Here is a 23,564-nt window from a genome sequence, read left to right on the forward strand (position 1 = left end):
GATCTCCTCCTACGGGCTAACCGGTGTTGCGTAGCCCCGCCGCTATACCGTTGATGGTGGCCGCGATAGCGTAGTCGAGATCCTCTTGATCTGCCGCCGCCTCCGGCTGCAACGCACGTTTTCGACGCAACAGCTCTACCTGGATGAGGCTCATGGGGTCTACGTAGGGGTTGCGCAGGCGGATGGAGGCGGCGAGAGTGGGGTTTTCTTCTAAAAGCGTACGTTGACCGGTGATGCGCAGCACCATTTGAGCCGTGCGATGGAACTCCTCCATAATCAGGTTATAGACACGCTCCGCAAGCGCCCTATCCTTTACCAAAGAGGCGTAGCGCCAGGCGATGTTGGGGTCTCCTTTGGCAAGTCCGGTCTCCACATTGCGGATCATATCCTCAAACAGAGGAAACTTGCGCATCATTGTCTGCAGCAGCGCTTCGTGGTTAGGGTTCGCCTGGATAAACTGTTCTAAGGCATAGCCCACCCCAAAGTAAGCCGGCAACACATGTCGGCTTTGCATCCATCCGAACACCCAAGGAATGGCGCGTAGGTCTTCCAGGTTTCGTTTTTCGCTTCGCCGTGGTGGACGGGAAGCGATACGGGCATGGGCCAGCTCCTCAACAGGGGTGGCCTGCTCATAGTAAGTGAGAACCTCTGGATTCTCTGCGATGTGCTTCCGATAAAAGGCAAATGCCTTCTGCGACATCCACTCCATGGCGGCCTCCCACTCCGGCTCGATCACGGCTCCCCACCCACCGGCTCTGGTCAGCGCCTCTAAGGCAGCGGCCACCATAAGCTCCAGGTTGCGCTCGGCGATCTGTTCGTCAGCATACTTCCAATTGAGTACCTCACCCTGCTCGGTAATGCGAATGGAGCCGAGAAAGGCATGCGGAGGCTGGGCGGTAATGGCCCGATGGGTTGGCCCTCCTCCACGCCCCACGGTGCCACCTCTCCCGTGAAACAGGCGTAGCCGTACGTTACACTCCGCTGCAACCTGATGTAAAGCTCGATGCGCTTTAAAGATCTCCCATGTGGAGGTGAGCATGCCGCCATCCTTGTTCGAGTCGGAATAGCCGAGCATGACTTCTTGCTGACGCCCCCATGTATCGAGGAGACGAGAATACTCTGGAGAACTCCAAAGCTCCCTGCAAATCTGCGGCGCGTTCCGAAGGTCTTGAATGGTTTCAAAGAGAGGCACCGGCATCAGACCGGGGTCATCGCCTTCGGCCTCAACGCGAATGCCACAGCTACGTGCAAGCCAAATGGTATTCCAAATGTCTTGCACGCTGGTGGCTCCGCTGATCACGTAGGCCCGAATAGCTTGCGGCGGATACTTGCGTTTTAGGGCGGCGACGGCTCGAAGCGTGTCCAACAGTTGTATGGTTTGTGAGGAGGGCGGAGGAATCTCGCCCACTTGGGTGGAAGCAGCTTGGGCTAGCTCCTGAATAGCTTTAGCGTGAACGCGTGCATGCTGGCGCAGGTCCAGCGTGTGCAGATGAAAGCCAAAAGTGTCTACCTGTCTTATGAGCGGGTCGAGATAGAGGCGGGCAAGCTGCTGGGCCTTGTTAGCCTGCAGGCTGTCACGAACGAGAAGCAGATCGGCCTTGAAAGCCTCGGCGTTAGGATAAGCTATGGAGGCATCACCAGCAAGAACGGCACGAAGCCTTTGGGCCACATAGCTTAGGAAGAAGCGGTAAACCTCCTCTCGCGATCGGGCGCGAGCCTGCTTCTCCTCCAACGGATGTTGCTGCTCGTAGCGTGCCAAAGCCTCTGTGAGCGCATGCGAAACGCCCGCCTGTCTTACAGAAAGACTGAGGCGCGCTATTAATCCCTCTATCTGCTGCAGATAGTGATCCAAAATAATCTGTCGTGCCATTTCGAGGGCATCCTGAACAGTGCCCCCATGCACATAGGGGTTGCCATCTCCATCCCCTCCAATCCAGCTGCCAAATCGTAGCACGGTGGGCAGCTGGGAGGGCGTTAGGGCAACACCGTAAACCCGTTGAAAGGCCTCGGCCAGGCCCTCATAAAATCGTGGCAGGGTGGTGAAGAGGGACGTTGGGTAGTAGTCGAGTCCCATGCGTATCTCATCTTGAACCGTTGGAGCCCGCCGGCGCACCTCATCGGTCTGCCAGAGCTCGGTGATCGCCGCGGCGATCAAGCCCTCGCGCTCGCGCGCCTCCGCATCGGTCAGGGGAAGCCAGTCGATCCGTTCGATCTGCGTGGCGATTTGACGGCGTTTATACAACACGGTGCGGCGTGCCACCTCGGTTGGGTGCGCCGTAAATGTGGGGATCACCTCCACTTTGCTGAGATACTCCAACGCTTCCTGAGCCCCAATGCCCCCTCTTTTCATGCGCAAGAGGGTTCCCTCCATCGATCCGGGTTGGGGAACGTGATTCGGCGCAACACGGGCCGCACGTAAACGCCTTTTGCGGTGGTTCGCCTCCGCCAAATTCGTTAGCTCAAAGTAGATAGAGAACGCTTTGGTAACCTGGTAGGCACGGGATACCGAGAGAGAACGAATGCACGCCTCCATGGCCGCGAGAGCGTCTTCCGCGCTTTCGCCCGCTTGCAGTCTTTCACGATAACCAATAGCCGTTTGGCGCAGCGTCTCTACCGTGTCGTACAGAGAGGGGTCGGCCTGCTCCTTCAGCGTCCATCCCAATAGGCGGCCAAGGCAGCGGACATCGCGGCGCAGCGGCGCAAACTTTTTTTCTGGGTCGTCGGTTAATAGCTCTTCGAGTCGTGCGTGCTGATCTTCGGCGCTCCAAAGCGGACGGGGCTGTTCCTGAGAAATCTCTTCCATGTCTATTGATCTTACTGCTTTTCTGCCCTTTTTACAAGGGCTGCCATCTTACAAATCTATTCCAACTCCGCGTCAACGGAAAGCGCATTGCCTAGTTCCCGCAGCCCCGATTCGGTTACCAGATAGTCGTTTTCCAAACGCACCCCGATTCTCTCCTCTGGAAGATAGATACCGGGCTCGAGGGTAAAAACCGCGCCGGGTTGCAACGGTTCGTAGCGTTCTCCCACATCATGCACATCGAGCCCTAGATGATGCCCTGCCCCATGCGGCATAAAGGTGTCCATCGTCCGCTCTTCGCCGTGCGCATCGGGAGCTCGCAAGGGATGATCTTTCAGAAACGCTTTACAGCGCATATTCAGATCGTCTAGCGAGTCGACCCCGGGGCGATAGGAGCTAACCAGGTATTTCAGAGCAGCGGCCACAAGCCCATATATCTCACGCTGGCGTTCGGAGGGTTTACCCCCTACAATGAAGGTGCGCGTAAGGTCGGCTGTGTAGGCTCTTACCTGCGCCCCGATATCCACAACGACGGTTTCGCCGTTTTCCATGCGCTTGTTGTTGTTCGTGTAGTGGAGGATCGTGGCGTTAATGCCGCTGCCGATGATAGGGGCAAAGCCTAAGTTCGCTCCATGGCGCCGAAAGGTGTGAAGCACCTCGGCCTCGACCTCATATTCGTAGCGCCCATCTCCTTCATGAATGAGATTGCGTGCGGCGCGGAGGGCTGCATCGGTAATGGCGATGGCCTGCTCGATGCACTCTATTTCTGCGGGCGATTTGATCATACGCAGTTTTGCTAGTCCTGGGCCGAGGTCGCGAAACTGCGCCGTCGGTGCCATCTGGCGAATGCGCTCGATAAGCGCATAATCCGGTGAAAACCGCGCATCCTCGCCATAGGGTGCAACAACGTAGAGCGTTGGGCAGTACGACAGCCACGTGGTTAGCAGCCCCCAAAGACGGCCTGCCTCTAACGTCGCCTCGATGCCGGTAAGCTTCTGGGTCTCCTCCCCAGGGCCGAGTTGGGGGCCTGTCCAAAGCTCCCAGGAGGGATTGCGGGCAGGCAGAAAAAGGATTTCTCGCACCTGTTTGCTCAGACCCGTATTCCCCGCTTGTGGAGGCAAGCCATCCGGCAGCATCGCAAGAAAAGCTCCTGGCGTCTGCACACCGGTGAGGTAGTAGAAGGCACTATTCTGCCGATAGGGTAGAGGCCCTCTAAACTCTCTCTCTGTGGCGCCGCGCACCAGCACGATACCATCCGGATAGGTTTCGCGTAAGGCTTTGCGACGCTTACGGAACTCCTCTACCGGGAAATCATCCAACGGTAGAGGAGGCGTATAGACCAGCTTTTGAGAAGCGGGATCCGAAGGCGGATTCGAGACGATCATGTTTTTGCGCTACTCTTGCCAGGCGGCTTTGCCCGAGGCGGTTGGGTCTATCCCGCGCAGCATCATGCCCTGCCCTCGAGAGAGATGCACCATCTGCGTGGGCTTATCGGTGGGATCGCGCATCTGCACCAAGAGAGTGGTACGTGCTTCGTTGCTGGTATTTAGTCCGGAGCCGTGAATGGTTAGGTAGCTAAAGAAAAGCACATCGCCCGCTTCCGCCGGGCAGGGAACGGCGCTCTCGATGGGGTATTGCTCGAAGGGCAGATGCCAACCGCCCTCTGGATTATGCTCCAGCAGGCCTAACTTATGGCTGCCAGGAACCACACGCACGCAGCCCTTTTCAATGGGTGCGTCATCGAAATGGATAATGGCCGCGATCATGGTGTGGCGCTCATGGGGGAAATAAGGAGCATCCTGGTGCATAGGGAACGGCGCCCCTTTCTCCGGCGGCTTGATAAACATCTTGGTGTGGTGAAGCTGCACGTTAGGCGAGCCGATGATCTCGGCGGCTGCATCGGTTAGGCGCGGGTCGGTAATGAGACGGGTGAAGAGGGCATCGTAGAACTGCACATCATGGCAATGCAGCACCACCGTCTTCTCCGCACCGGCGACCGCCTGCTTGGCACTGCCCCAAGTGGCATCTATGTTGCGCATGGCGCTGAGGCGCTCGGCCAAGGCATGGCAGGCCTTGCGATAGAGAGCCGCCTCTTCTTGAGTCAACAATCTTTTCACCAGCAGATAGCCGTTCTCCCGATAAAAGTCAAGCTGTTCGGGCGTCAACATGGTTTTCAACCTCCTTAAGTTGGCTCCCTTCTTGGGTAGGAGCCTCACTCACCTGCACTCTTTTGTTACTTCGCGTTTGCTCTAAAAATTTCCTGCTTCGCCCTTACAATCCTCTGTTCCCATAACGATAGGGCACGCAAAATTTGTAAAACTAGTATTTTTATCGTTTTATTTAACATTATCGTTAGAATATACTTTAATATAGGGCGATGTAGGTTGTTGTAGCGCCAAGATTTTGCAGTATAGCTTCACCCAATAAAAATGTTTGGAGGAACAGATGCATCTTAAGACCTTGTGTAGATTGCCGTGCACCTTTGCAGTTATAGGTTGCTCGATAGCGGTGGCTCATGCATAGAGCTACAGCTCTTTTACAAACGTGGGATCGATTCACGGTATCACTCTCAACAAAACGGTATCCGATGGGGTTGCCTCCTACACGCTCTCCCTAGCGCCCAACGCCGGCTACGGCAACACCACCATCACGAACATCTTTGGCTTTTTTGAACTGTTCGACAACCCCGTCTCTTCCGTGATTCCCTCTAATTATACGACACCAAGCGGATGGAGTGAAAAGACGATCTTCACGGGCATAATACCACTGGCCAGATGTTTGGATACGAAAACAATAATAAAAGCAATGCGGTTACTCCAAGTAACTCGGTAAGTGGGTTTGAGTTTCTAGATACACCCGCCCCGAGCAGCTTTGGCTTCCATATAACCGCAGGCAATGGAAAACCTACTACATCAAAGGCTCCCTCACCTCCACTCCGGAGGCCTCGTCGCTGGCGGGTCTTGGCGCCCTTCTCTGCAGCGGTGGGCTTTTTGTTGTTCGTCGCAAACTGCGTCGAACAGCCTAAGTTCTTCGCGCGTCGAGTGTGTCCGGACGCACTCGACGCGCCTTTTTCTCTCGACAACTATCATTCCCCTAGCTTGCCTTCCTCGCACACGGAGAGGCCAAGAAGATAACCGTGTCTGGTTCTGGTAGAATCCCCTAAAAAGGAGCACGTGCTATGATGCGAATCTATGTTGGCACCTATAGCGGGCAGATCGGGTTACTTGAACTCTCAGAGGCAGGCAAGATCACCGCGCAACGCAGCATTGCCGGTCCGGAAGCGCCGGCATTTCTCTGCCTGCACCCGAACAAGCAGACCCTCTACGCTCTCAGCGAGACGCGGCCGGGGCGCATTACCGCCTACACGTTGGAACCGGCTACAGGTGAACTACGGTTCAAGAACGCTCAAGCCCTCTCCGGGGCCTACACATGCCACCTCTCCGTAGACCCAATGGGACGGATGCTGTTTGCGGCGTCTTACGGAAGCGGGCATGTGCATCTGCTGCCCTTAGCCGCAGATGGCGCCCTCTTGCCCGAAGCCGCCAGCATTCACCATGAGGGCCGTGGGGCACACCCCGATCGGCAGGAAGGACCGCATGTCCATTGTACGGTTCCTCACCCGCAACAACCTTACCTTTTCGTGGCCGATTTAGGTGTCGATCGGGTCTTTGTCTATCGTATTGACCGCCAGAAAGCTCTGCTTGAACCTCACAGCCAAGCCACCTTACCAGTGGGGGCGGGGCCGCGCCATATCGCCATCCACCCAAACGGCCGCTTTCTGTATGTGATCAACGAGTTAAATTCCACGGTCACCCACTTTCTCTTTGATGCAGAGAAAGGCGTGCTTCTTCCCACCAACACCCACCCCACCATACCCTCCTCACACGTCGGTGAGAACTACCCTTCCGAAGTGGCTCTATCGCCGGATGGGCGCTTTCTCTACGGAGCCAATCGAGGGCACAATAGCCTAGCTGTTTTTCAGATAGAGGAAGCGACCGGTCAATTATCACCGCTAGGCCATGTGGCAGTAGAGGGCGATTGGCCTCGTCATTTTGCCATCTCTCCCGACGGACGATGGCTTGTAGTGGCCAACCAAAAGAGCAACAACGTGGTGTTTTTCCACCGCGATCGAGAGACGGGCATGCCCCAGCCTCTAAACCGACATGTAGCTCTCGCAGCGCCAAGTTGCATTCTCTTTCTTTCGTTGGAGAGCAACGGAGATATCGCTGCAGGTTAGGCTAGAGGGACTGAGGCAGAACCAGAATCAACCACAGCTTAACTTTGCTGGTCCGCCTCTTTAGGCGGTGGAGGGAAATCGGTCAGATAGACTCGGTCGGCTTCGGGGCAAAGCCAAATGCGCAGGCGATTTCCCTGTCGCTCATAAGTTTCGAGGGGCCGCCACTGTTCTTTGCCGTCACCAACGAAAACCGGGACAGACCGCTTAATCTCTTCCGGCAAGCAGGCTTCTAGCTCCACATCCACCCCCTTGGCCCAGTAAAGGCCGATGGCAAAGAGCCGATCATCTTCTCTATTGGGAAGAATGTCGAAGCGACCGCGAGCGCGGAGAGGCCGACCGTGCCAATCTCGCTCCGTTTCAATAAGCGGGTTTGCTACCTGCGCTTTTTCGATGCGGAGGTCTTTCCCCGAAAAGTCCGTTTCGAGAGCAACCGGTGGATAGGCCCATCCGTAGGGGCATTCCGTTTTGCCAACCCGCACCGCCCAAGCGGAATCGCCCCATGAGTAGTGCCAGTATTCGTCGCGGCAGTTGGAAAAACCGGCATTCAGCATGGCTTCGACCATCATCATGCGGTTTCGTTTGGCTTCTAGGCCTATCTTGTCCGACCACGTATAGGCCGCTTCCCATCCTTTGGTGGGCGCGATCATATCCAGGGGGTTGCCGTCGGGGCCGAGCAGCCCCACATCCACCGCGCCGCCCGTGCAGTGCCCTGGGGGTGCCTTCTGATCGTAGGGTGCAAAGTACTTGTTCGTTGCCCGTCGCAATGCGGAGAGCGGCCAGTTGGGATGCTCCTCCTGCATGCGCTTAAAAAAGCTATCCCACCCGCTCTTCTGCATGTCGAGCGTTCGCAGACAGGTGCTAACGCGCAGCTTGTAGCCCGGCGGCAACGAGGCCTGGGCGCGATTCAGCATATCGGCTACGGTACGGCGTAAGTAGGGGCATAGATGAGGCGATAAAACCACGTCGGGACAGTGGATGCGAACATCAACGAGAGGCTCTCGCTCCGTCCATGGTTTATCTAGCTCCAAGATACGCACCCTATTGAGAGCCGCAATAGGCTCCGGAGCGCCAAGTTTTCGGCTTCGGCGGCTTGAGGTAGAAGAGGATGTCACACCCTACTCCTCCTCATCCTCGTCGTCTTCTTCGTCCTCGCCATCCTCCTCTTCAAAATCCTCCAAAGGCCCGGAGCTATCCGTATAGCGACTGATCTCCTCGCCACGAAAAACATGGGCGACGAAATCCTCCCTATCAAAACGAGGGAGATAGGAGGAGACGATATCGTCGTCTATCTGGGCGAGCAACTCCTCCTCTTCGGCAACGCTGAGGTCCACCTCAAAGATGATGGTCGCATGGATGGTGTCGTTCGCGTAATGGATGTCTGCCTGGCCGATACGGCGTTCACCATCCCATATCAGGAATATCTCGGAAGATTGGGTACGTACGATGCGCGTTAATTTAAAAGATGTCTCCACCGCTCTTTCCTAAACAGCGAGAACCTTCTCTTGCTCCATTTTTAGGGAAGCGCTCCGAACGCGGTTTTCGCCGAACGGCACATAAAACCGACAGTTTTCTGCCGGAGTCCCCAGTACCGTGATCGCATTCCCTATTTCTATGCGTACCCCTGGATAAGAAGTTCCCGCCACTTGAATGGTCGCATGAACCGATTCCGGCCGGCTGATGCTCAAGCTGCGCCGTTCCCCATAGAGCATTCGTTGATGCTCCTCCAAGGCTTGAAGCTGATCCTGTAGCTTTTGAACCAGCGTCTGCTTCTCCTCAGGCAGCGCGCGCAAGCGCAGCGTGCTAAAAGGTTTTAGAGCACGATAGATCGATTCGATGTTGCTCTCGCACATAGCGAGTTCCTCTTCGATCTCTTGGGCGCGTACTTGGTTGTAACGGCCAGAACTCACCATGACTTCGGTGGGCGTGCCCATAGGAGAACCTAACTGCTGAATCTGTATGCCGGATTGGGCGCAGATAGAGCCACCTACGATCTGGGAATCGGGTCCACCCAAAATTTTACCTCGAATATCAACCTGGCAGTTGTTCAGGGTGCCATCCACATAGAGATCTCCTGTCACGACGATCTTGCAGCCAATCGCGCTATGGAGGTAGAGATCACCATTTACCCGTAGCAAGGAATTGAGGGCACGACCCCGCAGTGAAAGAAAGTTTCCTGAAACGATCCAGGCACCTATCGTGTCGCCGACAATAGCAGCCCCATGAGCAAAGCGATGTAAGCCGCCACGCAAAGTGTGATGCACGCGCGAAAACGCACGCACACCCAGTCGGCTACCCTGCAGCTCGGCAACCCCCTCGGTGGTGGCGTAGAAATGAAAGCCGTCCTCCGACACGCGAACACAAGGGCCGGGGCGCAGGTCTGCCGGTTTCCCTGGCTTTGCCTCTATCACACGAATAGGCCAAATAAGCGTCTTCCCCGGCGTGCCCGCACTCGGCGGCACAATGCAGGCAAGCTCCTGACCGGCCTCCACAAAACGTTCCGGCTCGATGGCAAACCAGTCTACTTGACCGAAACGGTTCTTCGGTAATGGGCGTGTGAGAATCTCCGGTGGGATACGAAAATGGATAACACCATCCATCCCGTCCACCGGTAACACCCCTTGGGCGGCAACAAAAGTGAGGGGGTCTTGCCCCAATTGGACGCTATGGACGGCCTCACGGATGGCGCTCTCCCGAATGCCATAGGTAACCCCTAACTCACGGAATCGCTTCACGATCGCGTCGGCACTGACCGGTTTACCCCCAGGTTCTGGCGGATAGATGGTTACCGTGGCCTCCGTGTAGTTGTCGTTAAACCGCACCTCGAAACGTCCGTCTCGAATGGCACTGCTTGTAGACATCGTTGTCTCCCCCTTCATTTTTTTGAGACTTCTTCACATTATAGGTGCCTGCTTGCAACTCCTTAAGGCAGAAAGCACGTAGTTATACGGTATCTAAACGGTAAAACCCGTAGGACTACCTGAAAGAAGATGGAAAAAGAGACTCCTTTACAACAAAGAGCAACAGACTTATCCCAGTTAAGGCTTCTCACCGAGCGCCTGCTCTTACGCCCCTTTGTCTTGAGCGATGCGCCCGAGGTGCAACGCCTAGCAAGCGCCCCGGAAATCGCCGATACGACCTCCAATATCCCTCATCCTTACCCCGAAGGCGCCGAGGAGGCCTGGATAGCCGGGCATACCGCGCAAATAGCGGCTGGTACGACATACCCCTTCGCCATTATCCTTAGAGAGGGTGAAACCCTCGTGGGAGCTATAGATCTGCGCGTGGAGTGCGATCATCACCGAGCGGAGATAGGCTACTGGATCGGAGTACCCTACTGGCGCCAAGGCTATGCTACCGAAGCTGCCCGTCGGGTTATCGCCTTTGGGTTCGACGTACTTAACTTGAATCGCATCTACGCCACCTACTTCACGCGCAACCCCGCCTCTCGACGGGTTATGGAGAAGGCGGGAATGCACTTCGAAGGTGTTCTGCGAGAGTGGATACGAAAAGCCGGCCGTTATGAGGACTGTGGCATCTGTGCCATTCTACGAAAAGATTATAAAGAAGCGGGTAAAATAGGCGAAAATCTCTCTGTAGCACCATGAACGCGCTTTGGTGGCTCGATCCTCTTTTGAAACACGAGATTCACTATTTTGCCTTTGCCGGCTCTTCATGGCAAACCGACTGCGCTTGGTATCTTTTTAGTGAAACCCTCCCTAAATATCACGATGCCAATCGGGCCCTCCGCTTGCGAGATGATGGACGAGGCCCCAGAAAGATACTACAAGAGGTCGTTGCGGTTTTTAAGCAACATCGTAGATGGCCTATTGTGATAGATATAGATCCTGTGGCCGAAGAACAGGGCTTTCTGGATGCCCTTTTGCGTGAAGGTGCCCTGCAGAACCGAAGCCGATATCCTCTGTATGCCTATAAGGCTACTCAGCCACCGCTGCCACCATCTCCCCAAGTTTGGGTGGCGGCAGTACCTGCTTACGATGAAGAGGCTCGACAAATTTGGGTGGAGCTGCAGATATGCGACGAACGCACGGAGGAAGAGCGCCAGTTTTGGCGAGCCGTGGCCGAAGCAGAGTCCCGTTTTTCTGGGTGTCGGCTCTATCTAGCCTACATCGAGGAGAGCCCGGTAGGGGCTTGCGATCTGTTCTCTATGGATGGATGGGCGCGCATAGATAGCGTCATCACGCATCCTGAATGGCGCCGACGTGGTGTGGCATCGGCACTTGTAACGCGCGCTATCGCCGATGCCCTTGCCGAAGGCAACCAGCTTGTCTATCTCTTCACCGAAGCGGGAGGGCCGGCCGAATCGCTCTATCGGCGGCTTGGTTTTGAGCGTTTGCATGAAGGCCCGCTGCATAGACATCTCCTCCTCGCCTAAATTTGTGCTTTTCGAAAGAAGGAATCCGCATTGGATTCGCGCAATTTTTCTTGTGTATCTTTCTGATCGTTTCTAGCCCTTGGGTGCTCTTGTGGAAGTTTCTTATTGGCTAGAAGCATCCTGCACGCTCCGCTAGCCGGTTCGGTTAGCATGTAGGGAGCGAAACATGCATAACTCTTCGTGTTTTTGTCTCCGAGCGCTCACCGTGCGCTCCCAAAGTTCTCTATCGCGCAAACCGTTGTTCTCAATTAGGAGGAAGGAAAGATGACACGATCGTTGCAACGAACTTACCGTCGGTCTTACGTTCGCCTACTGGTGGCTCTGACACTCTGTGGAGCCCTGTTGGGTGGAGCTTACCGTGTAGCAGCTCTCGGCCCGGAGCTGCTGCAGCAGCCTCTCAGCCTGCCGTTTCACAAGCAGCCGCACCGCCCTCCCCAGCAGATTCTGGTGAAGCTGGCCCCAGGGGTTTCGCCCATCCAGTTCGCAGCGCACTTTAACCGAACTGCCAAAATCGCCTTGCTCAAAGCCCACGCTATCGCAGACGGTCAGCCTCCTCTGCGATTCTGCCACTGCAATAAGGTCTTGGGGTGGACGACCTACCGATTGCCTTCGCCCTCGGCGCTCAACGCAACGCTTCAACTCCTTCGTAAGCAGCCAGGCGTCCTACGAGCCGAGCCGGACTATCCGGTGGAACTGTGCAGCACTCCCCTGCCCGACCCGAACGACTACTACTGGAAACGGGTAGATTTGGAACACCTCATTGTGGTGCTCTCAGGCTTGGACACTCCGGATACGGCCCGCCAAGACGACTCGTCCTACTGGACTTACACCTGGAACCTCGAAACGGTGAACGCCCTTGCCGCTTGGAACATCTACCCTGGCCATTATGAGACGGCTCAGGAGCGCGCCCAAATCTACCGAAGCAATCCGCTCTCGCCGGCGCTGCCTCGTGTGGCCGTGATTGATAGCGGCATAGATTTTACCCATCCTGATTTTACCTATACGGGCAACCCAAGCGGTGGCGTAACAGATGCCGACATCAGCAATGGAGGCCAAATTGATGAGGCGCTCGCCCATACTTTCATTGATGGCGACCAGGGTGGGGGCGTTACCAACGCCTTCGATGATGTGGGGCATGGCACGAGCCTAGCGGGTATTATTGCGGCAGCGCCGAATAACGGTATCGGCATTCCCGGACTGGCCTTCCCTGCTGTTATCGTGCCCATAAAGATCATAGACGCCAATGGGGATGGCTCGGATTCGGATCTGATTGATGCCATCCAATATGCTGCCGATCAGCACTGTATCGTTATCAATCTCAGCCTTACACTCGATACCACGGACTTTCCGCAGGCACTGCAGGACGCCATTAACTACGCGTGGAACCATGGCTGCCTCTGTGTGGCCGCTGCCGGTAACGATGGCGACCCTAGCTACCCCATCCTCGCCCGAACACGGCGCTATCCAGCTAGTTGTGACCGTGTGCTTGCTGTGGCCGCCACAGCCTATGGCGACCCCATCGGACCGGATGGAGAGCCAAACACCGTGCTTGATGAGCATTTGGCCTCTTATAGCAACGATGGGTATGAACTCGGTTGCGCGGCGCCCGGAGGTGACATCACCGAGTTCTACAACAATAGCCCAAATGGAGCGGATTTAGGGTTAAACCCCATCCAGGAGTACGTGCTTGTGTGGTCCCTCGCACCGACCTACCAGGTGCTTCTCTCCAACCCCGACCCCAATAATCCCGACGGAGAGTACGCTGCCCTTGGGCTTTATGGACTTGACTATGGCTATCTGCCTGGCACGTCATTAGCCTGTCCTCATGTCGCCGCTCTAGCAGCCCTCCTAGCAGCACGGTTGGGCATTACTCCCTTCACGCCGAACGCCCCACAGATTCTTGTAAACTACATTGAAAGGGGTTGCCATCAGCTGAATAATCGGAGGGATGGAGGATACGACCCCACTTATGGCTATGGGCGCATAGATGCCGCAGCGACACTCGCACTTCAAAATGCACGAGGCACGAACGTGGGCGGCATTATGGGACAGGTCACTGTGGATGGCACGCCCTTAGGAAACATTCCGGTGATTGCCCGTACCGCTGGTTCGAAGCGCGTGTTCTACGCCACCACGGCGCCAGACGGTATGTATCATCTCATCAACTTGCCGCAGGGCAACTACACCGTCACCGCCATCGCGTTCCGCCACGGGCGCACCGTGCGGGCCAAAGTGGTTGCCGGATGCGACCAACTCGGGGTTGACCTCGACATCAACATTCCGTTTGCCTTCTGAGCTGATAAGAGCCAAACGGGGCAATCCCCGTTTGGCTCAGCTCCCTTTGTCGATGAGCCTCTAGCCGTAGTGGCTTTGACCGGTTGGGTCTAGCTCTGCCTTACCACGAAAGAGGCGGTAAATAGTCGCAAAGTAGAGAATGGCCAAAAGGAAAGCGGGTACCCACCAGAACAAAGCGATGCGCAACGTGCTTGTGCCGTTAGCGGCATTGTAAATGGTGAGATCGTAGGAGGGGCTTATCGTAGAGTGAAGAACGGTGGGATAAAGCCCCGCCGCCGTGGCCCCCAGCAAACCGACGATAATGGCGCAGGAGGCAAGAAATGCCGGCAACTCTCGCTCTTTTTGCAGCGTTATCGGTAAGCTAACAACACCCAGCAAGATCGTCACGGCAAATATCCATGTCCATGGCCGAGCCACGAGATGCACATAGAGATCGGGCCGAACCGCGTTAGTTGCATAGGTAGTAACAATGCCGAGCACCACCTGAATACCCCAAAGATAGGGCGCTACAGCACGACATCGTTGTTGCACCAATCCGGCAGTTTTCCAATAGAGGTAAAGGGCACCGTGTAGAGCCAGCGTACAGAGCGCGAAAAGGCCTACCAGAACCGTGTACCAGTCGAGCACGCCCGGATGCGAACTAACGCGGAAGTCGGTGAACAGGGGGCCCTCAAAAAAGCCTGTTTGGTTAAGAGGGACTCCACGAATAATGCAACCTAGTGCCGCGCCCAGCACAATGGCCATGAGCGTTGAGGAGAAGAAGAGCAGGCCATCCCAAAAGCTGCGCCATAGGAAGTTCGTTTCGTGCGAGCGCATCTCAATGGAAAGCCCCCTGAGGATAAGCAACCAGAGCGCCATCATAAGCGGAAGGTAGAATCCACTGAAGCCCGCTGCGTAGACGCGAGAGAAGGCGCACACCAACACACCTCCGCTTGCAAGAAGCCATACTTCATTGCCATCCCAAACCGGCCCAATAGCGGCAATGATCGTTCGGCGCTCCTCATCGCTACGAGCCACCCACACATGGAGAATGCCCGCACCGAAATCAAATCCATCTAGCACCACATAGACGATCAGCATCAGGCAAAGCAGAGCGAACCAGAGCGTGGCCATTTTTCTCTCCTTTCTTAAATCGTAACTGCCGTTCCCGACTCCGGGACAACCGCCTCGCCTGTGGCGGTTAGTGGGCTAGGTCCGTGGGCCAGCTCGCGGCAAAAGAGATAGAGAAATACGATACCAATAACGAGATATAGCCCCATAAACCCGAGCGTTGAGAAGGCCACATCCCCACCGCTAAGCAGAGGTGATGTGGCGTGGGCCGTGCGCTGCAGACCGTAGACCACCCACGGCTGCCGCCCCATCTCCGCAGCCACCCACCCCATTGTCGTAGCGATGTAGGGAAAGGGGAAGCTGCACAGTAGCACCCAAAGTAGGGCACGAGAGGTGTAGAGGCGCCCTTTCCATAACAAAAAGGCAGAAAGCCCCATAAGCGCGATGAAAATCGTGCCTAAACCTACCATGATATGATAAGCATAGTAGGCCATAATCGCGTTATCCGGCCTCTGGTCGGGTGGAAACGAGTCAAGCCCCCGCACCTCGGCTCGCGTAGAGCCGTAGGCGAGAAAACTCAGCACATCTGGCACCGTAATGGGGTTTTCGATCTGGCCTGTGCGCTCGTTTGGCTGACCGATGATCACAAGAGGGGCATGAGCGCTGGTTTTGAAAGCCCCCTCCATCGCGGCTAAAGCGGGCGGTTGATAGCGTGCCAACATCTTTCCCTGTGCATCGCCTGTGGGGAACACCTGAAGAAGCGAGGAGACAAGACCTGCAACAACGCCCATCTTAAGAAAAACTTTACCGTACTCCTGATGCCTGCCCAGCAGAAGGTAAAGCGCACCCACCGCCGCAACGGCAAATGAGGCGGTCACCACGGAGGCGCACATGTTGTGCAGATACTCATAGATGGCCCAAGGGTTAAGCACAAAAGCCCAAAAATCCACCAATTCAAGCCTTCCATCTGAAGCAAGTCGGTAGCCAACCGGATGCTGCATAAAGGCGTTTGTCGCAATGATGAAGTATCCGGAAAGCCAAGAGCCGAAGAACACCATAAAGGCCGCCAGCAGGTTAATTTTGTTGCCAAACCTGCGCTCGCCAAAGAGGAAAAGCCCAAGAAAGGCCGATTCGGCAAAGAAGGCGAACATGCCCTCCATGGCGAGAGTATTGCCCACAACGCCTCCGGCAAAGCTAGAGAAGCGCGCCCAGTTGGTGCCAAACTGAAACTCCATGGGAATGCCCGTAACCACTCCTATGGCAAAATTGATGCCAAACAGGCGTCCCCAGAAGCGGGCAGCATCGTTATAGTACGTGTTTTTCGTTTTGAGGGCTATCAGCTTGAAGAGCAGGATCAGCAAGGCAAGCCCCATGGTGAGCTGTGGAAAGAGGTAGTGATAGGTAATTGTAAATCCAAATTGAAAGCGGTTCCATGCTAAAGCGTTCATCTTTTCCTCCTTATTGGCGAAGCGTGGCTACTCTCCGCGGGGAACCACCAGCACCGAACAGGGCGCATGATGCACCACGGCGCGAGAGGTGCTGCCGAGAAAGAGCGATCGCACTGGGTCAAGCCCTCGACTGCCCACAATAATGAGGTCTTTATCGTTTTCAGCGGCAAATTCCACGATCTCTTGGGCCGGGTTGCCCTCACGAATGCGAAAGTGGATCAGCACATCTCTGTCGCCCCGTAACCGCTCAAGTTCCTCTTCAAGCGTTTTCTGAAGCTGGCCCGTATCTATGGGTGCCTCTGCCCTGCGAGCCAGCCAATGTTTTCGTGTGTCCTTCACATAGAGCGCCGAGAGAGGCACATCGAGCCGATCGGCAAACTCGAAGGCCGTTTCCGTAGCCTTCACGGAGTTTGCAGACCCATCGGTGGCCAGAAGCAAAGAGCGAAACTCCACGCGTTGCTTGCGTACCACCAACACGGGAAAATCGTGCTGCTGCAGAACCCCGCTGGCCACGCTACCGAGTAGGAGCTGCTGCCAACCGCTTAGGCCGCGACTGCCAACGACGATAAGGTCTACCTGGTGCTTTCGAGCCGTGTGCAGTATCTTTTCGATGGGTGCCCCGATCTCTTGCACAATTTGGCAGGCCACCCCGTATTTCTCAAATACCGGCAGCGCCACATCCTCTACAACCTTGAGGTCTTCGCGCGCCAGGCGTGCTGCCGTTTCCGCGTCGAGAGCGACCTCGCCTTGGTCGAAAAGACCGTCCGGTATTAACGTATAGGGATAGGGAAAAACGTTCAGCAGGATGACGTGGGAGCCAAAAAGTTTTGCCAGGCGAGCCGCACTCTCCGCCGCATGCAGCGCATTTTCAGAGCCATCGTAACCAACGAGAATCGTTTGAAACATCGTTACCCTCCCGCCATTGATAACAAGATATTACCCTACTTTTATCCATTTTAGGGTACAGTTTTCTTAAGGATACCCATCATACTGCGAGGTCATAAACGATGAAGCGAGCGGTAAAGCAGCAACCACAGCCTGTGCCTCCTGAAGAACTTGAACTACTTGACGCCTACTGGCGGGCGGCAAACTATCTGTCGGTAGGGCAGATCTATCTGTTGGATAACCCCCTCTTGCGCGAGCCACTGACACCGGAACACATCAAGCCGCGTTTACTTGGGCACTGGGGTACGTCGCCTGGCCTCAATTTTATCTATGTCCATATGAACCGCCTTATTCGTCTTTACGACCTTAACGCCATTTTCATAACCGGCCCAGGGCACGGCGGCCCAGCCCTCATTGCTAACGCCTATCTAGAGGGCACTTATTCAGAGATCTACCCCAATGTTTCGCAAGATGAAGAGGGTCTCAAGAGGCTGTTTAAACAGTTCTCCTTTCCCGGAGGCGTTCCGAGCCACGTGGCCCCAGAGACACCGGGCTCCATTCATGAAGGGGGTGAACTCGGTTATTCGCTGCTTCATGCCTATGGGGCCGCCTTCGATAACCCCGATCTTTTGGTGTGTTGTGTGGTAGGTGATGGAGAGGCGGAAACAGGGTCTTGCGCCACAAGTTGGCACTCTAACAAGTTTCTGAATCCGGTGCGTGATGGAGCTGTGCTGCCCATCCTGCATCTAAACGGATATAAGATCTCCGGTCCAACAGTGCTCGGACGCATAGGTTCGGAGGAGCTGATTAAACTGTTTGAGGGCTATGGCTATCGTCCGTATGTGGTGGAGGGGCATGACCCTCAGATCATGCATCCCCAAATGGCCACTACTTTGGAAAACGTGATTCGCGAGATTCAATCTATTCAGGCGGATGCGCGTTCTCGTGGTTTCTCCAAGCGCCCGCATTGGCCGATGATCATCCTGCGTACTCCCAAAGGATGGACGGGCCCTAAAGTTGTAGATGGGCAACAGGTCGAAGGAACCTTTCGGTCCCATCAGGTTCCGCTGGCCGAGCTCCATCGAAAACCCGAGCACCTCCGCCTTCTAGAAAACTGGCTGCGTAGCTACAAGCCGGAGGAGCTGTTCGATAAAAAAGGAAGAATCCGTCCGGAGATCGCCGCGTTGGCCCCTCAAGGTGAGCGGCGCATGAGCGCAAACCCACACGCTAACGGCGGGACTTTACTGCGCGACCTCCGTATGCCCGACTTTCGAGACTACGCCGTTGACGTAGAGAAGCCGGGCGTTCAACAGGCCGAATCCACGCGCGTTCTCGGATGCTTTTTAAGAGATGTCATGAAGAAAAACCTGGAAAGCCGCAACTTCCGCATTATGTGCCCGGATGAAACGGCGTCCAATAGACTGCAGGCCGTGTTTGAGGTTACCGACCGAATGACCACCGAGCCCATTTTACCCACCGATGACCATCTCTCGCCGGAAGGAAGAGTGATGGAGGTCTTGAGCGAGCACATGTGTCAAGGTTGGCTGGAGGGCTATCTTTTAACAGGCCGCCACGGCCTCTTTGCCAGTTATGAGGCCTTTATCCATATTGTGGATTCGATGTTCAATCAGCATGCCAAATGGCTGAAAGTTACCCGTGAGTTACCCTGGCGTCGTCCCATCGCCAGCCTAAACTATCTGCTTACCTCTCACGTTTGGCGTCAAGATCATAATGGCTTTACTCATCAAGACCCCGGTTTCATAGATGTAGTGGTTAACAAAAAGGCCGAGATCGTCCGAGTCTATCTGCCGCCCGATGCTAATACCCTTCTTTGCGTGATGGACCACTGTTTGCGTAGCAGAAACTATGTTAACGTGGTGATTGCGGGAAAGCATCCAGAGCTGCAGTGGCTCAGCATGAACGACGCCATTAAGCACTGCACAGCGGGTGTAAGCATATGGGAGTGGGCCAGCAACGATCAGGGCGGTCAACCTGATGTGGTTATGGCTTGTGCCGGCGATGTGCCCACCTTGGAGACACTCGCTGCCGTGGATTGGCTGCGCAAGCATATCCCAGACATCAAAATTCGTGTCGTCAACGTTGTTGACCTTATGACCCTTCAACCTCCGAGCCTACATCCGCATGGCCTGTCGGATAAGGAGTACGACAGTATCTTTACCACCGACTGTCCTATCATCTTCGCTTTTCACGGCTATCCGTGGCTGATCCATCGTTTGACCTATCGTCGCACGAACCAACGCCTTCATGTGAGGGGGTATAAAGAGGAGGGCACCATAACGACACCTTTTGATATGTGTGTGCTCAACGAGCTCGATCGCTTCCACTTGGCTATGGATGTGCTTGATAGGGTTCCACGTCTGCAGGCACATGCCCATCTACGCCAGATGTTGCGCGATAAACTGCTAGAGCACAAGGCCTATATTCGTGAATATGGCGATGACCTTCCCGAAGTGAAAAATTGGAGTTGGCCGTGGTAAAAAACGATGAAGGTTCTGGTACTGAATGAAGGGTCGAGCAGCCATAAAGCGGCCCTCTATGCCCTACAAACGTTGCCAAAAGACCCATTAGCGCCGATTTGGGAAGGTCGCGTTGTGTGGCAACATCCCGAGCGGATGCAGGGCAAAGCGCGCTTGGAAGCGAAAACGGAATCGAAAACCATCCACCGTGAAATAGAGGCTGCCTCTCCCGCTCTGGCAATCAGGCAGATGTTGCACACAATAGATGAGCTATCGGTGCTTCCCACCCATGAAAAACTTGATGCTGTGGGGCATCGCGTGGTTCATGGTGGGGAAAAGTATTTCGAACCAACACTGATTACCCACACGGTTAAGCGCGACATTCAACTCGCTGCCGAGTTAGCTCCTCTACACAACACCATAGCCCTAGAGGGCATCCAGGCAGTGGAGGAACATTTCGGGGAGATACCGCAAATCGCTGTCTTCGATACCTCTTTCCATCGCACTCTGCCGGAGGAGGCCGCGCTTTATGCAGGGCCTTATGCATGGAAAGAGCTGGGCTTTCACCGCTATGGGTTCCATGGTATCAGTCATCGCTACGTCACATCGCGTGCAGCCTCTATACTTCGGCGCGATCTGTCTCCACTGCGGGTTATCTCCTGCCACCTGGGCAACGGATGCTCGCTCGCCGCCGTTCAAAACGGTCGTAGCGTCGCTACAACCATGGGTTTTACCCCCTTGGAAGGTCTTATGATGGGCACGCGATCCGGTTCCATTGACCCCGGGCTGCTTCTCTATTTGTTGAAGAGAGGCCACTATACCGTTGAAGAGCTAGAACAGGTATTAGAGAGGCAATCGGGCCTTTTAGGCATCTCTGGGATCTCGAGCAGCATGCAGGAGATAGAGGCCGCGATGCAGAAAGGCGAACGGCGGGCGGAGCTCGCGTTTCGTATGTTCGTCCAACGGTTATGTTGGCATATCGGGGCCATGAGCGCTTGTTTGGAGGGACTTGATGTCCTTATCTTTACGGGAGGGATAGGAGAGAAGTCCCACCGCGTGCGGGAGGCTACCTGCCAACGACTAGCCTTTTTGGGGATAACCCTTGATAAGAACAAAAATATGTCTACAACAGAAGATGAGGACATTGCCGCACCCTCTTCTCCTATCCGCGTTTTGGTTATTCATACGAATGAAGAGTGGGCTATCGCCCAGGCCTGTTGGCAGTTGCTGAACCGAGAAAACGCCGTAGACTGAGCGCCTATTTTGCCAAAGTTGTAGGCCCTGCTGACCTTAGGCGATCGAGTTGCAGGTTTACCTCCCTCATTCGGCTCACAAGGTCCCAGCGAGGCCGATCGGCCACGTCCACGAGCCCAAAGGCATAGTTCTCGCCGTACACCTTTTCCGTACCGTGCCCGGGCCCACGACCGGTAATGGGTTCATCCCGATATTCAAACCACATGAACCCCACACAGTAGGGGTTGTAGGCTGCATCGCGCGCCCACTTTGTATAGAGATCGGCTTCTTGGTTTTCATCCGTCGTTGAGATGAAATAGCGTCCAAAACCGCGCTGCCCTTGGTAGTAAGGAGGAAAGGAAAACTCGCCGCAGAGAACCGGCTTTTTAGTGGAAGCAAAAAGACCCTCAAGCCACTGGTCAGCGAAGGTGTTGGCATAGCGGTCGTAGCCGATGACATCGCAATAGGGAGCGATCAATTGCCAATCGCTCGCATTCTGCCACCAGCCAGGCACGATCCAGAAGCCGAAGTAGAGATGATGGGGGTCTATCTGTTTCACCGTTTTATAGAGAAAGGCATAGTAACTCTTGGCGAAGAACTGACGGAGGGCTTCTAGGTCGTCTGCGGGTGGGTTGGGCTGGGCGTTATAGAGCGCCTCTCGAGTTGAAGAGGTAACATGCCAAGCGACGGCCATAGCAGCGACATCATTGTGGTAACGAGTTTTGAGAGCCTCATCCACTAAAGCCCGTTTAGCCGGAACAGCGGCCGGTTTTTGGAGGAGATCTTTGATCTCTTGGGTTGTAATGATTTCGTCGAACTCGTTTTTGATAGACCATCCCAGAATATAGGGATCGTCACGGCGCGGCGCGATCTGTTGCTGGAGGGATTGGCGGATCTGAGCCTGCACTTTGGGGTCGAAGATGTCGGGGTGGCGGCCTATGTAGTCTGCAGAATACCCAAGAACCGGAAGGGAGGGAACGTTAGGTAACATCTCTGACCATTTTCCCGCCCCACAAAATCCCCAATGTTGCAAGCGCTCTATGGCTTCTGAACGCGCTTGTTGCGCCCAATCTGCCCCGAACTTACGGATGAGGTTGGCGGTATCGAAAGAGAAATATTCGGTTGTATCGCTTCTGTCCCAAGGCGATCTCCCCCAAGCGGGTGCATAGGTCCCAGTTTTTGGAGGTAACCAGACAAACAGGTTTTCTCGGCCGGTGATGGGCGTGCCGTTAACGAGTGTGGGGACAGTACAGACCCCAGTATAGAAGCACGGATTGCCCTGAGGAGTAACGAGCCACCATTTCCCGTTATGTTGCAGCACGTAGTAGAAACCAGTGGCTTTAGCGTGCCAGCCTAGGTCGGTTTCCCCTCCAAAAGGGTCGCGGTGCTGGGGCACCAGCCATTGAGAGCGCATGAGGCCTTGCTCTTTTGTTAGGGCGGCCTGAAGATCGGCGTCCGTATGGACTTTGCCGGGCCAATCGGTAGGAAGATATTGGCCGAACCGATCGACAATGGGGCTATTACCGGGTGCAGGGCTTTGTTGTGCACTCACCGCAAGAGCACAGCTAGCCATAACCAGCGGTATGATAGGCTTCCACACGTTGGCAAAGAACATTAGCTTTCTCCTTCGTTGTTTAGCAGGGGCGCAAGGCGTTGCGCCCCCATATTCGCACCTGGTTAGCTGGGCAGGCGGATGGGTTCATAGCCGGCCTTATTGCCAACTAGACCACAGTAAACCGGTTATACTGCTCGAAGGCCGCTTTGTCTGTCGCGCCAAGGCAAAGCCGCCATCTCTAGCGCGGTCGCTTAGGTGAAAAGATTTTACCTGAGGTGAGGTTAGTAGAAACGCCCATTTGCCTCACTACTCCGTTTTTATCCTTTTTTGTGACGCCTTCGAAACACCCAAGTCCCGGAGACCGTCAATCTGCGGTATCCACCATAGTATCGTCGCGCTCTGGAGCACAATAGCAAATACTCCCCTGTTGCAGGCCTCCGCTTATGAAAACATACGGCTTTCAGGGTATATTAAGATGTATTTATCCAAAATAAGGTGTCCGAAATGCGTTCCGTCTGGCTTCATTTTTGGTTGCGAAGAGCGGTGGTGCTGTTGGCTATCTACTGGGCAGGGATGCTCGTCGGGGTATCCTTTCTGGCGACGCTTGCCAAATTTCAGGCGCCTTCCCTCACAATGCCGGTAGCCTTAGATGTGGGGCGAGCAACCTTCCACCTTTTCAACCGGGTGGAGTGGGGGTGCGCTCTGGCGCTATTGGTGCTTGTGTTCCTAACAGGAAAGAGGCTGCGCTTTCGCCTTCCTTTAGTCCTTCTCTTAATAGGTCTTCTCGTCCTTCAAACGTTTTGGCTCTTACCGGGGATGGATGCCCGAATCGATCTGCTGTTGCGTGGTCAGCCTTTGCCCACCGAGAAGCTGAGCCTACACCAAATCTATTTCTATTGTGAACTATTGAAAGGGATTCTTCTCTTTTGGCTTGGATGCAGTTAGTCACAACCCTATCATTGAAAATAGCTGGGAGAAAGAATACACTGCTCTTGACGTAGGCTCGAAGGGGTGTTATAATATGAAAAATAGGCCTCTGCACCTAGGTGTTCTTTCTTGCTAGTTGTAAGAGGTAGCAGATCGTCAAAGAAACCCACGTTTCGTTGTGTTTGCCTCGCACCGTAGCGGACAACCGAGGACGGATACCTTCACCAGAAAGCTGTCTGCTCATCACATCTCCCCATACCTGAG

At 55.0% G+C, this 23,564-nt stretch carries 19 protein-coding genes; 9 read left to right on the top strand and 10 right to left on the bottom strand.

Features of this window, described 5'->3' with window-relative positions; translation table 11 throughout:
- Positions 1 to 16: 16 nt before the first annotated feature.
- Genes CCALI_RS08955 through CCALI_RS08965 form a run of 3 tightly spaced genes read right to left on the bottom strand, consistent with a single transcriptional unit; the run spans position 17 to position 4,968 of the window.
- Positions 17 to 2,803: a phosphoenolpyruvate carboxylase gene (locus CCALI_RS08955; RefSeq protein ID WP_016483162.1), complete on the bottom strand. Its 2,787-nt coding sequence runs from the start codon at positions 2,801 to 2,803 to the stop codon at positions 17 to 19.
- 56 nt (positions 2,804 to 2,859) lie between these two features.
- Positions 2,860 to 4,185 carry an aminopeptidase P family protein gene (locus tag CCALI_RS15195; RefSeq protein WP_016483163.1) on the bottom strand — a complete coding sequence of 442 codons (1,326 nt, stop codon included), beginning with the start codon at positions 4,183 to 4,185 and terminating at the stop codon, positions 2,860 to 2,862.
- Between the two features lie 9 nt (positions 4,186 to 4,194).
- On the bottom strand, positions 4,195 to 4,968 hold the full coding sequence (locus CCALI_RS08965) for a phytanoyl-CoA dioxygenase family protein (RefSeq protein WP_016483164.1): 774 nt from the start codon (positions 4,966 to 4,968) through the stop codon (positions 4,195 to 4,197).
- Positions 4,969 to 5,344: 376 nt separating this feature from the next.
- Here CCALI_RS08965 and CCALI_RS16125 point away from each other — a divergent pair, with 376 nt between their 5' ends.
- The 3 genes from CCALI_RS16125 to CCALI_RS08970 all read left to right on the top strand — a co-directional run bounded on the left by CCALI_RS16125 (position 5,345) and on the right by CCALI_RS08970 (position 7,037).
- Positions 5,345 to 5,632: a hypothetical protein gene (locus tag CCALI_RS16125; protein ID WP_155850524.1), complete on the top strand. Its 288-nt coding sequence runs from the start codon at positions 5,345 to 5,347 to the stop codon at positions 5,630 to 5,632.
- A gap of 79 nt (positions 5,633 to 5,711) precedes the next feature.
- Positions 5,712 to 5,825, top strand: coding sequence for a PEP-CTERM sorting domain-containing protein (locus CCALI_RS16950; protein WP_155850621.1), 114 nt, complete (start codon positions 5,712 to 5,714; stop codon positions 5,823 to 5,825).
- Positions 5,826 to 5,978: 153 nt separating this feature from the next.
- The gene (locus tag CCALI_RS08970) at positions 5,979 to 7,037 is read left to right on the top strand and encodes a lactonase family protein (RefSeq protein ID WP_016483165.1); all 1,059 of its coding nucleotides are present in this window, start codon (positions 5,979 to 5,981) and stop codon (positions 7,035 to 7,037) included.
- 38 nt (positions 7,038 to 7,075) lie between these two features.
- Here CCALI_RS08970 and CCALI_RS15200 read toward each other — a convergent pair whose 3' ends face one another.
- Genes CCALI_RS15200 through CCALI_RS08985 form a run of 3 tightly spaced genes read right to left on the bottom strand, consistent with a single transcriptional unit; the run spans position 7,076 to position 9,895 of the window.
- The gene (locus tag CCALI_RS15200) at positions 7,076 to 8,149 is read right to left on the bottom strand and encodes a M15 family metallopeptidase (protein WP_016483166.1); all 1,074 of its coding nucleotides are present in this window, start codon (positions 8,147 to 8,149) and stop codon (positions 7,076 to 7,078) included.
- Positions 8,150 to 8,152: 3 nt separating this feature from the next.
- Positions 8,153 to 8,509: a hypothetical protein gene (locus CCALI_RS08980; protein ID WP_016483167.1), complete on the bottom strand. Its 357-nt coding sequence runs from the start codon at positions 8,507 to 8,509 to the stop codon at positions 8,153 to 8,155.
- A gap of 9 nt (positions 8,510 to 8,518) precedes the next feature.
- The gene (locus CCALI_RS08985) at positions 8,519 to 9,895 is read right to left on the bottom strand and encodes a FapA family protein (protein ID WP_016483168.1); all 1,377 of its coding nucleotides are present in this window, start codon (positions 9,893 to 9,895) and stop codon (positions 8,519 to 8,521) included.
- Positions 9,896 to 10,024: 129 nt separating this feature from the next.
- Between CCALI_RS08985 and CCALI_RS08990 the strand changes: the two genes are divergently transcribed.
- From CCALI_RS08990 to CCALI_RS09000, 3 genes are all read left to right on the top strand, one after another.
- Entirely contained in the window at positions 10,025 to 10,642 is a 618-nt protein-coding gene (locus tag CCALI_RS08990) for a GNAT family N-acetyltransferase (RefSeq protein WP_016483169.1), read from the top strand.
- A 26-nt stretch (positions 10,643 to 10,668) separates the two neighbouring features.
- On the top strand, positions 10,669 to 11,430 hold the full coding sequence (locus CCALI_RS15205) for a GNAT family N-acetyltransferase (RefSeq protein WP_172636648.1): 762 nt from the start codon (positions 10,669 to 10,671) through the stop codon (positions 11,428 to 11,430).
- Positions 11,431 to 11,694: 264 nt separating this feature from the next.
- Positions 11,695 to 13,725 carry a S8 family serine peptidase gene (locus CCALI_RS09000; RefSeq protein WP_016483171.1) on the top strand — a complete coding sequence of 677 codons (2,031 nt, stop codon included), beginning with the start codon at positions 11,695 to 11,697 and terminating at the stop codon, positions 13,723 to 13,725.
- A gap of 60 nt (positions 13,726 to 13,785) precedes the next feature.
- Here the strand turns inward: CCALI_RS09000 and cydB are convergent, their stop codons facing one another.
- The 3 genes from cydB to CCALI_RS09015 are packed head-to-tail and all read right to left on the bottom strand — an operon-like array spanning position 13,786 to position 17,129.
- Positions 13,786 to 14,838 (bottom strand): cytochrome d ubiquinol oxidase subunit II, encoded by a 1,053-nt coding sequence (cydB, locus tag CCALI_RS09005; protein WP_016483172.1) that lies wholly within the window; start codon positions 14,836 to 14,838, stop codon positions 13,786 to 13,788.
- Positions 14,839 to 14,852: 14 nt separating this feature from the next.
- Positions 14,853 to 16,223 carry a cytochrome ubiquinol oxidase subunit I gene (locus tag CCALI_RS09010; RefSeq protein ID WP_016483173.1) on the bottom strand — a complete coding sequence of 457 codons (1,371 nt, stop codon included), beginning with the start codon at positions 16,221 to 16,223 and terminating at the stop codon, positions 14,853 to 14,855.
- A 27-nt stretch (positions 16,224 to 16,250) separates the two neighbouring features.
- Positions 16,251 to 17,129, bottom strand: coding sequence for a universal stress protein (locus CCALI_RS09015; RefSeq protein ID WP_016483174.1), 879 nt, complete (start codon positions 17,127 to 17,129; stop codon positions 16,251 to 16,253).
- A gap of 101 nt (positions 17,130 to 17,230) precedes the next feature.
- Between CCALI_RS09015 and CCALI_RS09020 the strand changes: the two genes are divergently transcribed.
- Positions 17,231 to 19,606 carry a phosphoketolase family protein gene (locus tag CCALI_RS09020; RefSeq protein ID WP_016483175.1) on the top strand — a complete coding sequence of 792 codons (2,376 nt, stop codon included), beginning with the start codon at positions 17,231 to 17,233 and terminating at the stop codon, positions 19,604 to 19,606.
- Positions 19,607 to 19,612: 6 nt separating this feature from the next.
- Positions 19,613 to 20,839 carry an acetate/propionate family kinase gene (locus CCALI_RS09025; RefSeq protein ID WP_016483176.1) on the top strand — a complete coding sequence of 409 codons (1,227 nt, stop codon included), beginning with the start codon at positions 19,613 to 19,615 and terminating at the stop codon, positions 20,837 to 20,839.
- Between the two features lie 4 nt (positions 20,840 to 20,843).
- On the opposite strand, the gene CCALI_RS09030 is transcribed toward CCALI_RS09025, so the two are convergent.
- Positions 20,844 to 22,433 (bottom strand): glycoside hydrolase 5 family protein, encoded by a 1,590-nt coding sequence (locus tag CCALI_RS09030; protein WP_016483177.1) that lies wholly within the window; start codon positions 22,431 to 22,433, stop codon positions 20,844 to 20,846.
- A 444-nt stretch (positions 22,434 to 22,877) separates the two neighbouring features.
- On the opposite strand from CCALI_RS09030, the gene CCALI_RS09035 reads away from it, so the two are divergent.
- Positions 22,878 to 23,318, top strand: a complete 441-nt coding sequence (locus CCALI_RS09035) for a DUF4149 domain-containing protein (protein ID WP_016483178.1) — start codon at positions 22,878 to 22,880, stop codon at positions 23,316 to 23,318.
- Positions 23,319 to 23,564 lie beyond the last annotated feature (246 nt).

Origin of the sequence: Chthonomonas calidirosea T49, assembly GCF_000427095.1 — a bacterium.
GTDB lineage: Bacteria > Armatimonadota > Chthonomonadetes > Chthonomonadales > Chthonomonadaceae > Chthonomonas > Chthonomonas calidirosea.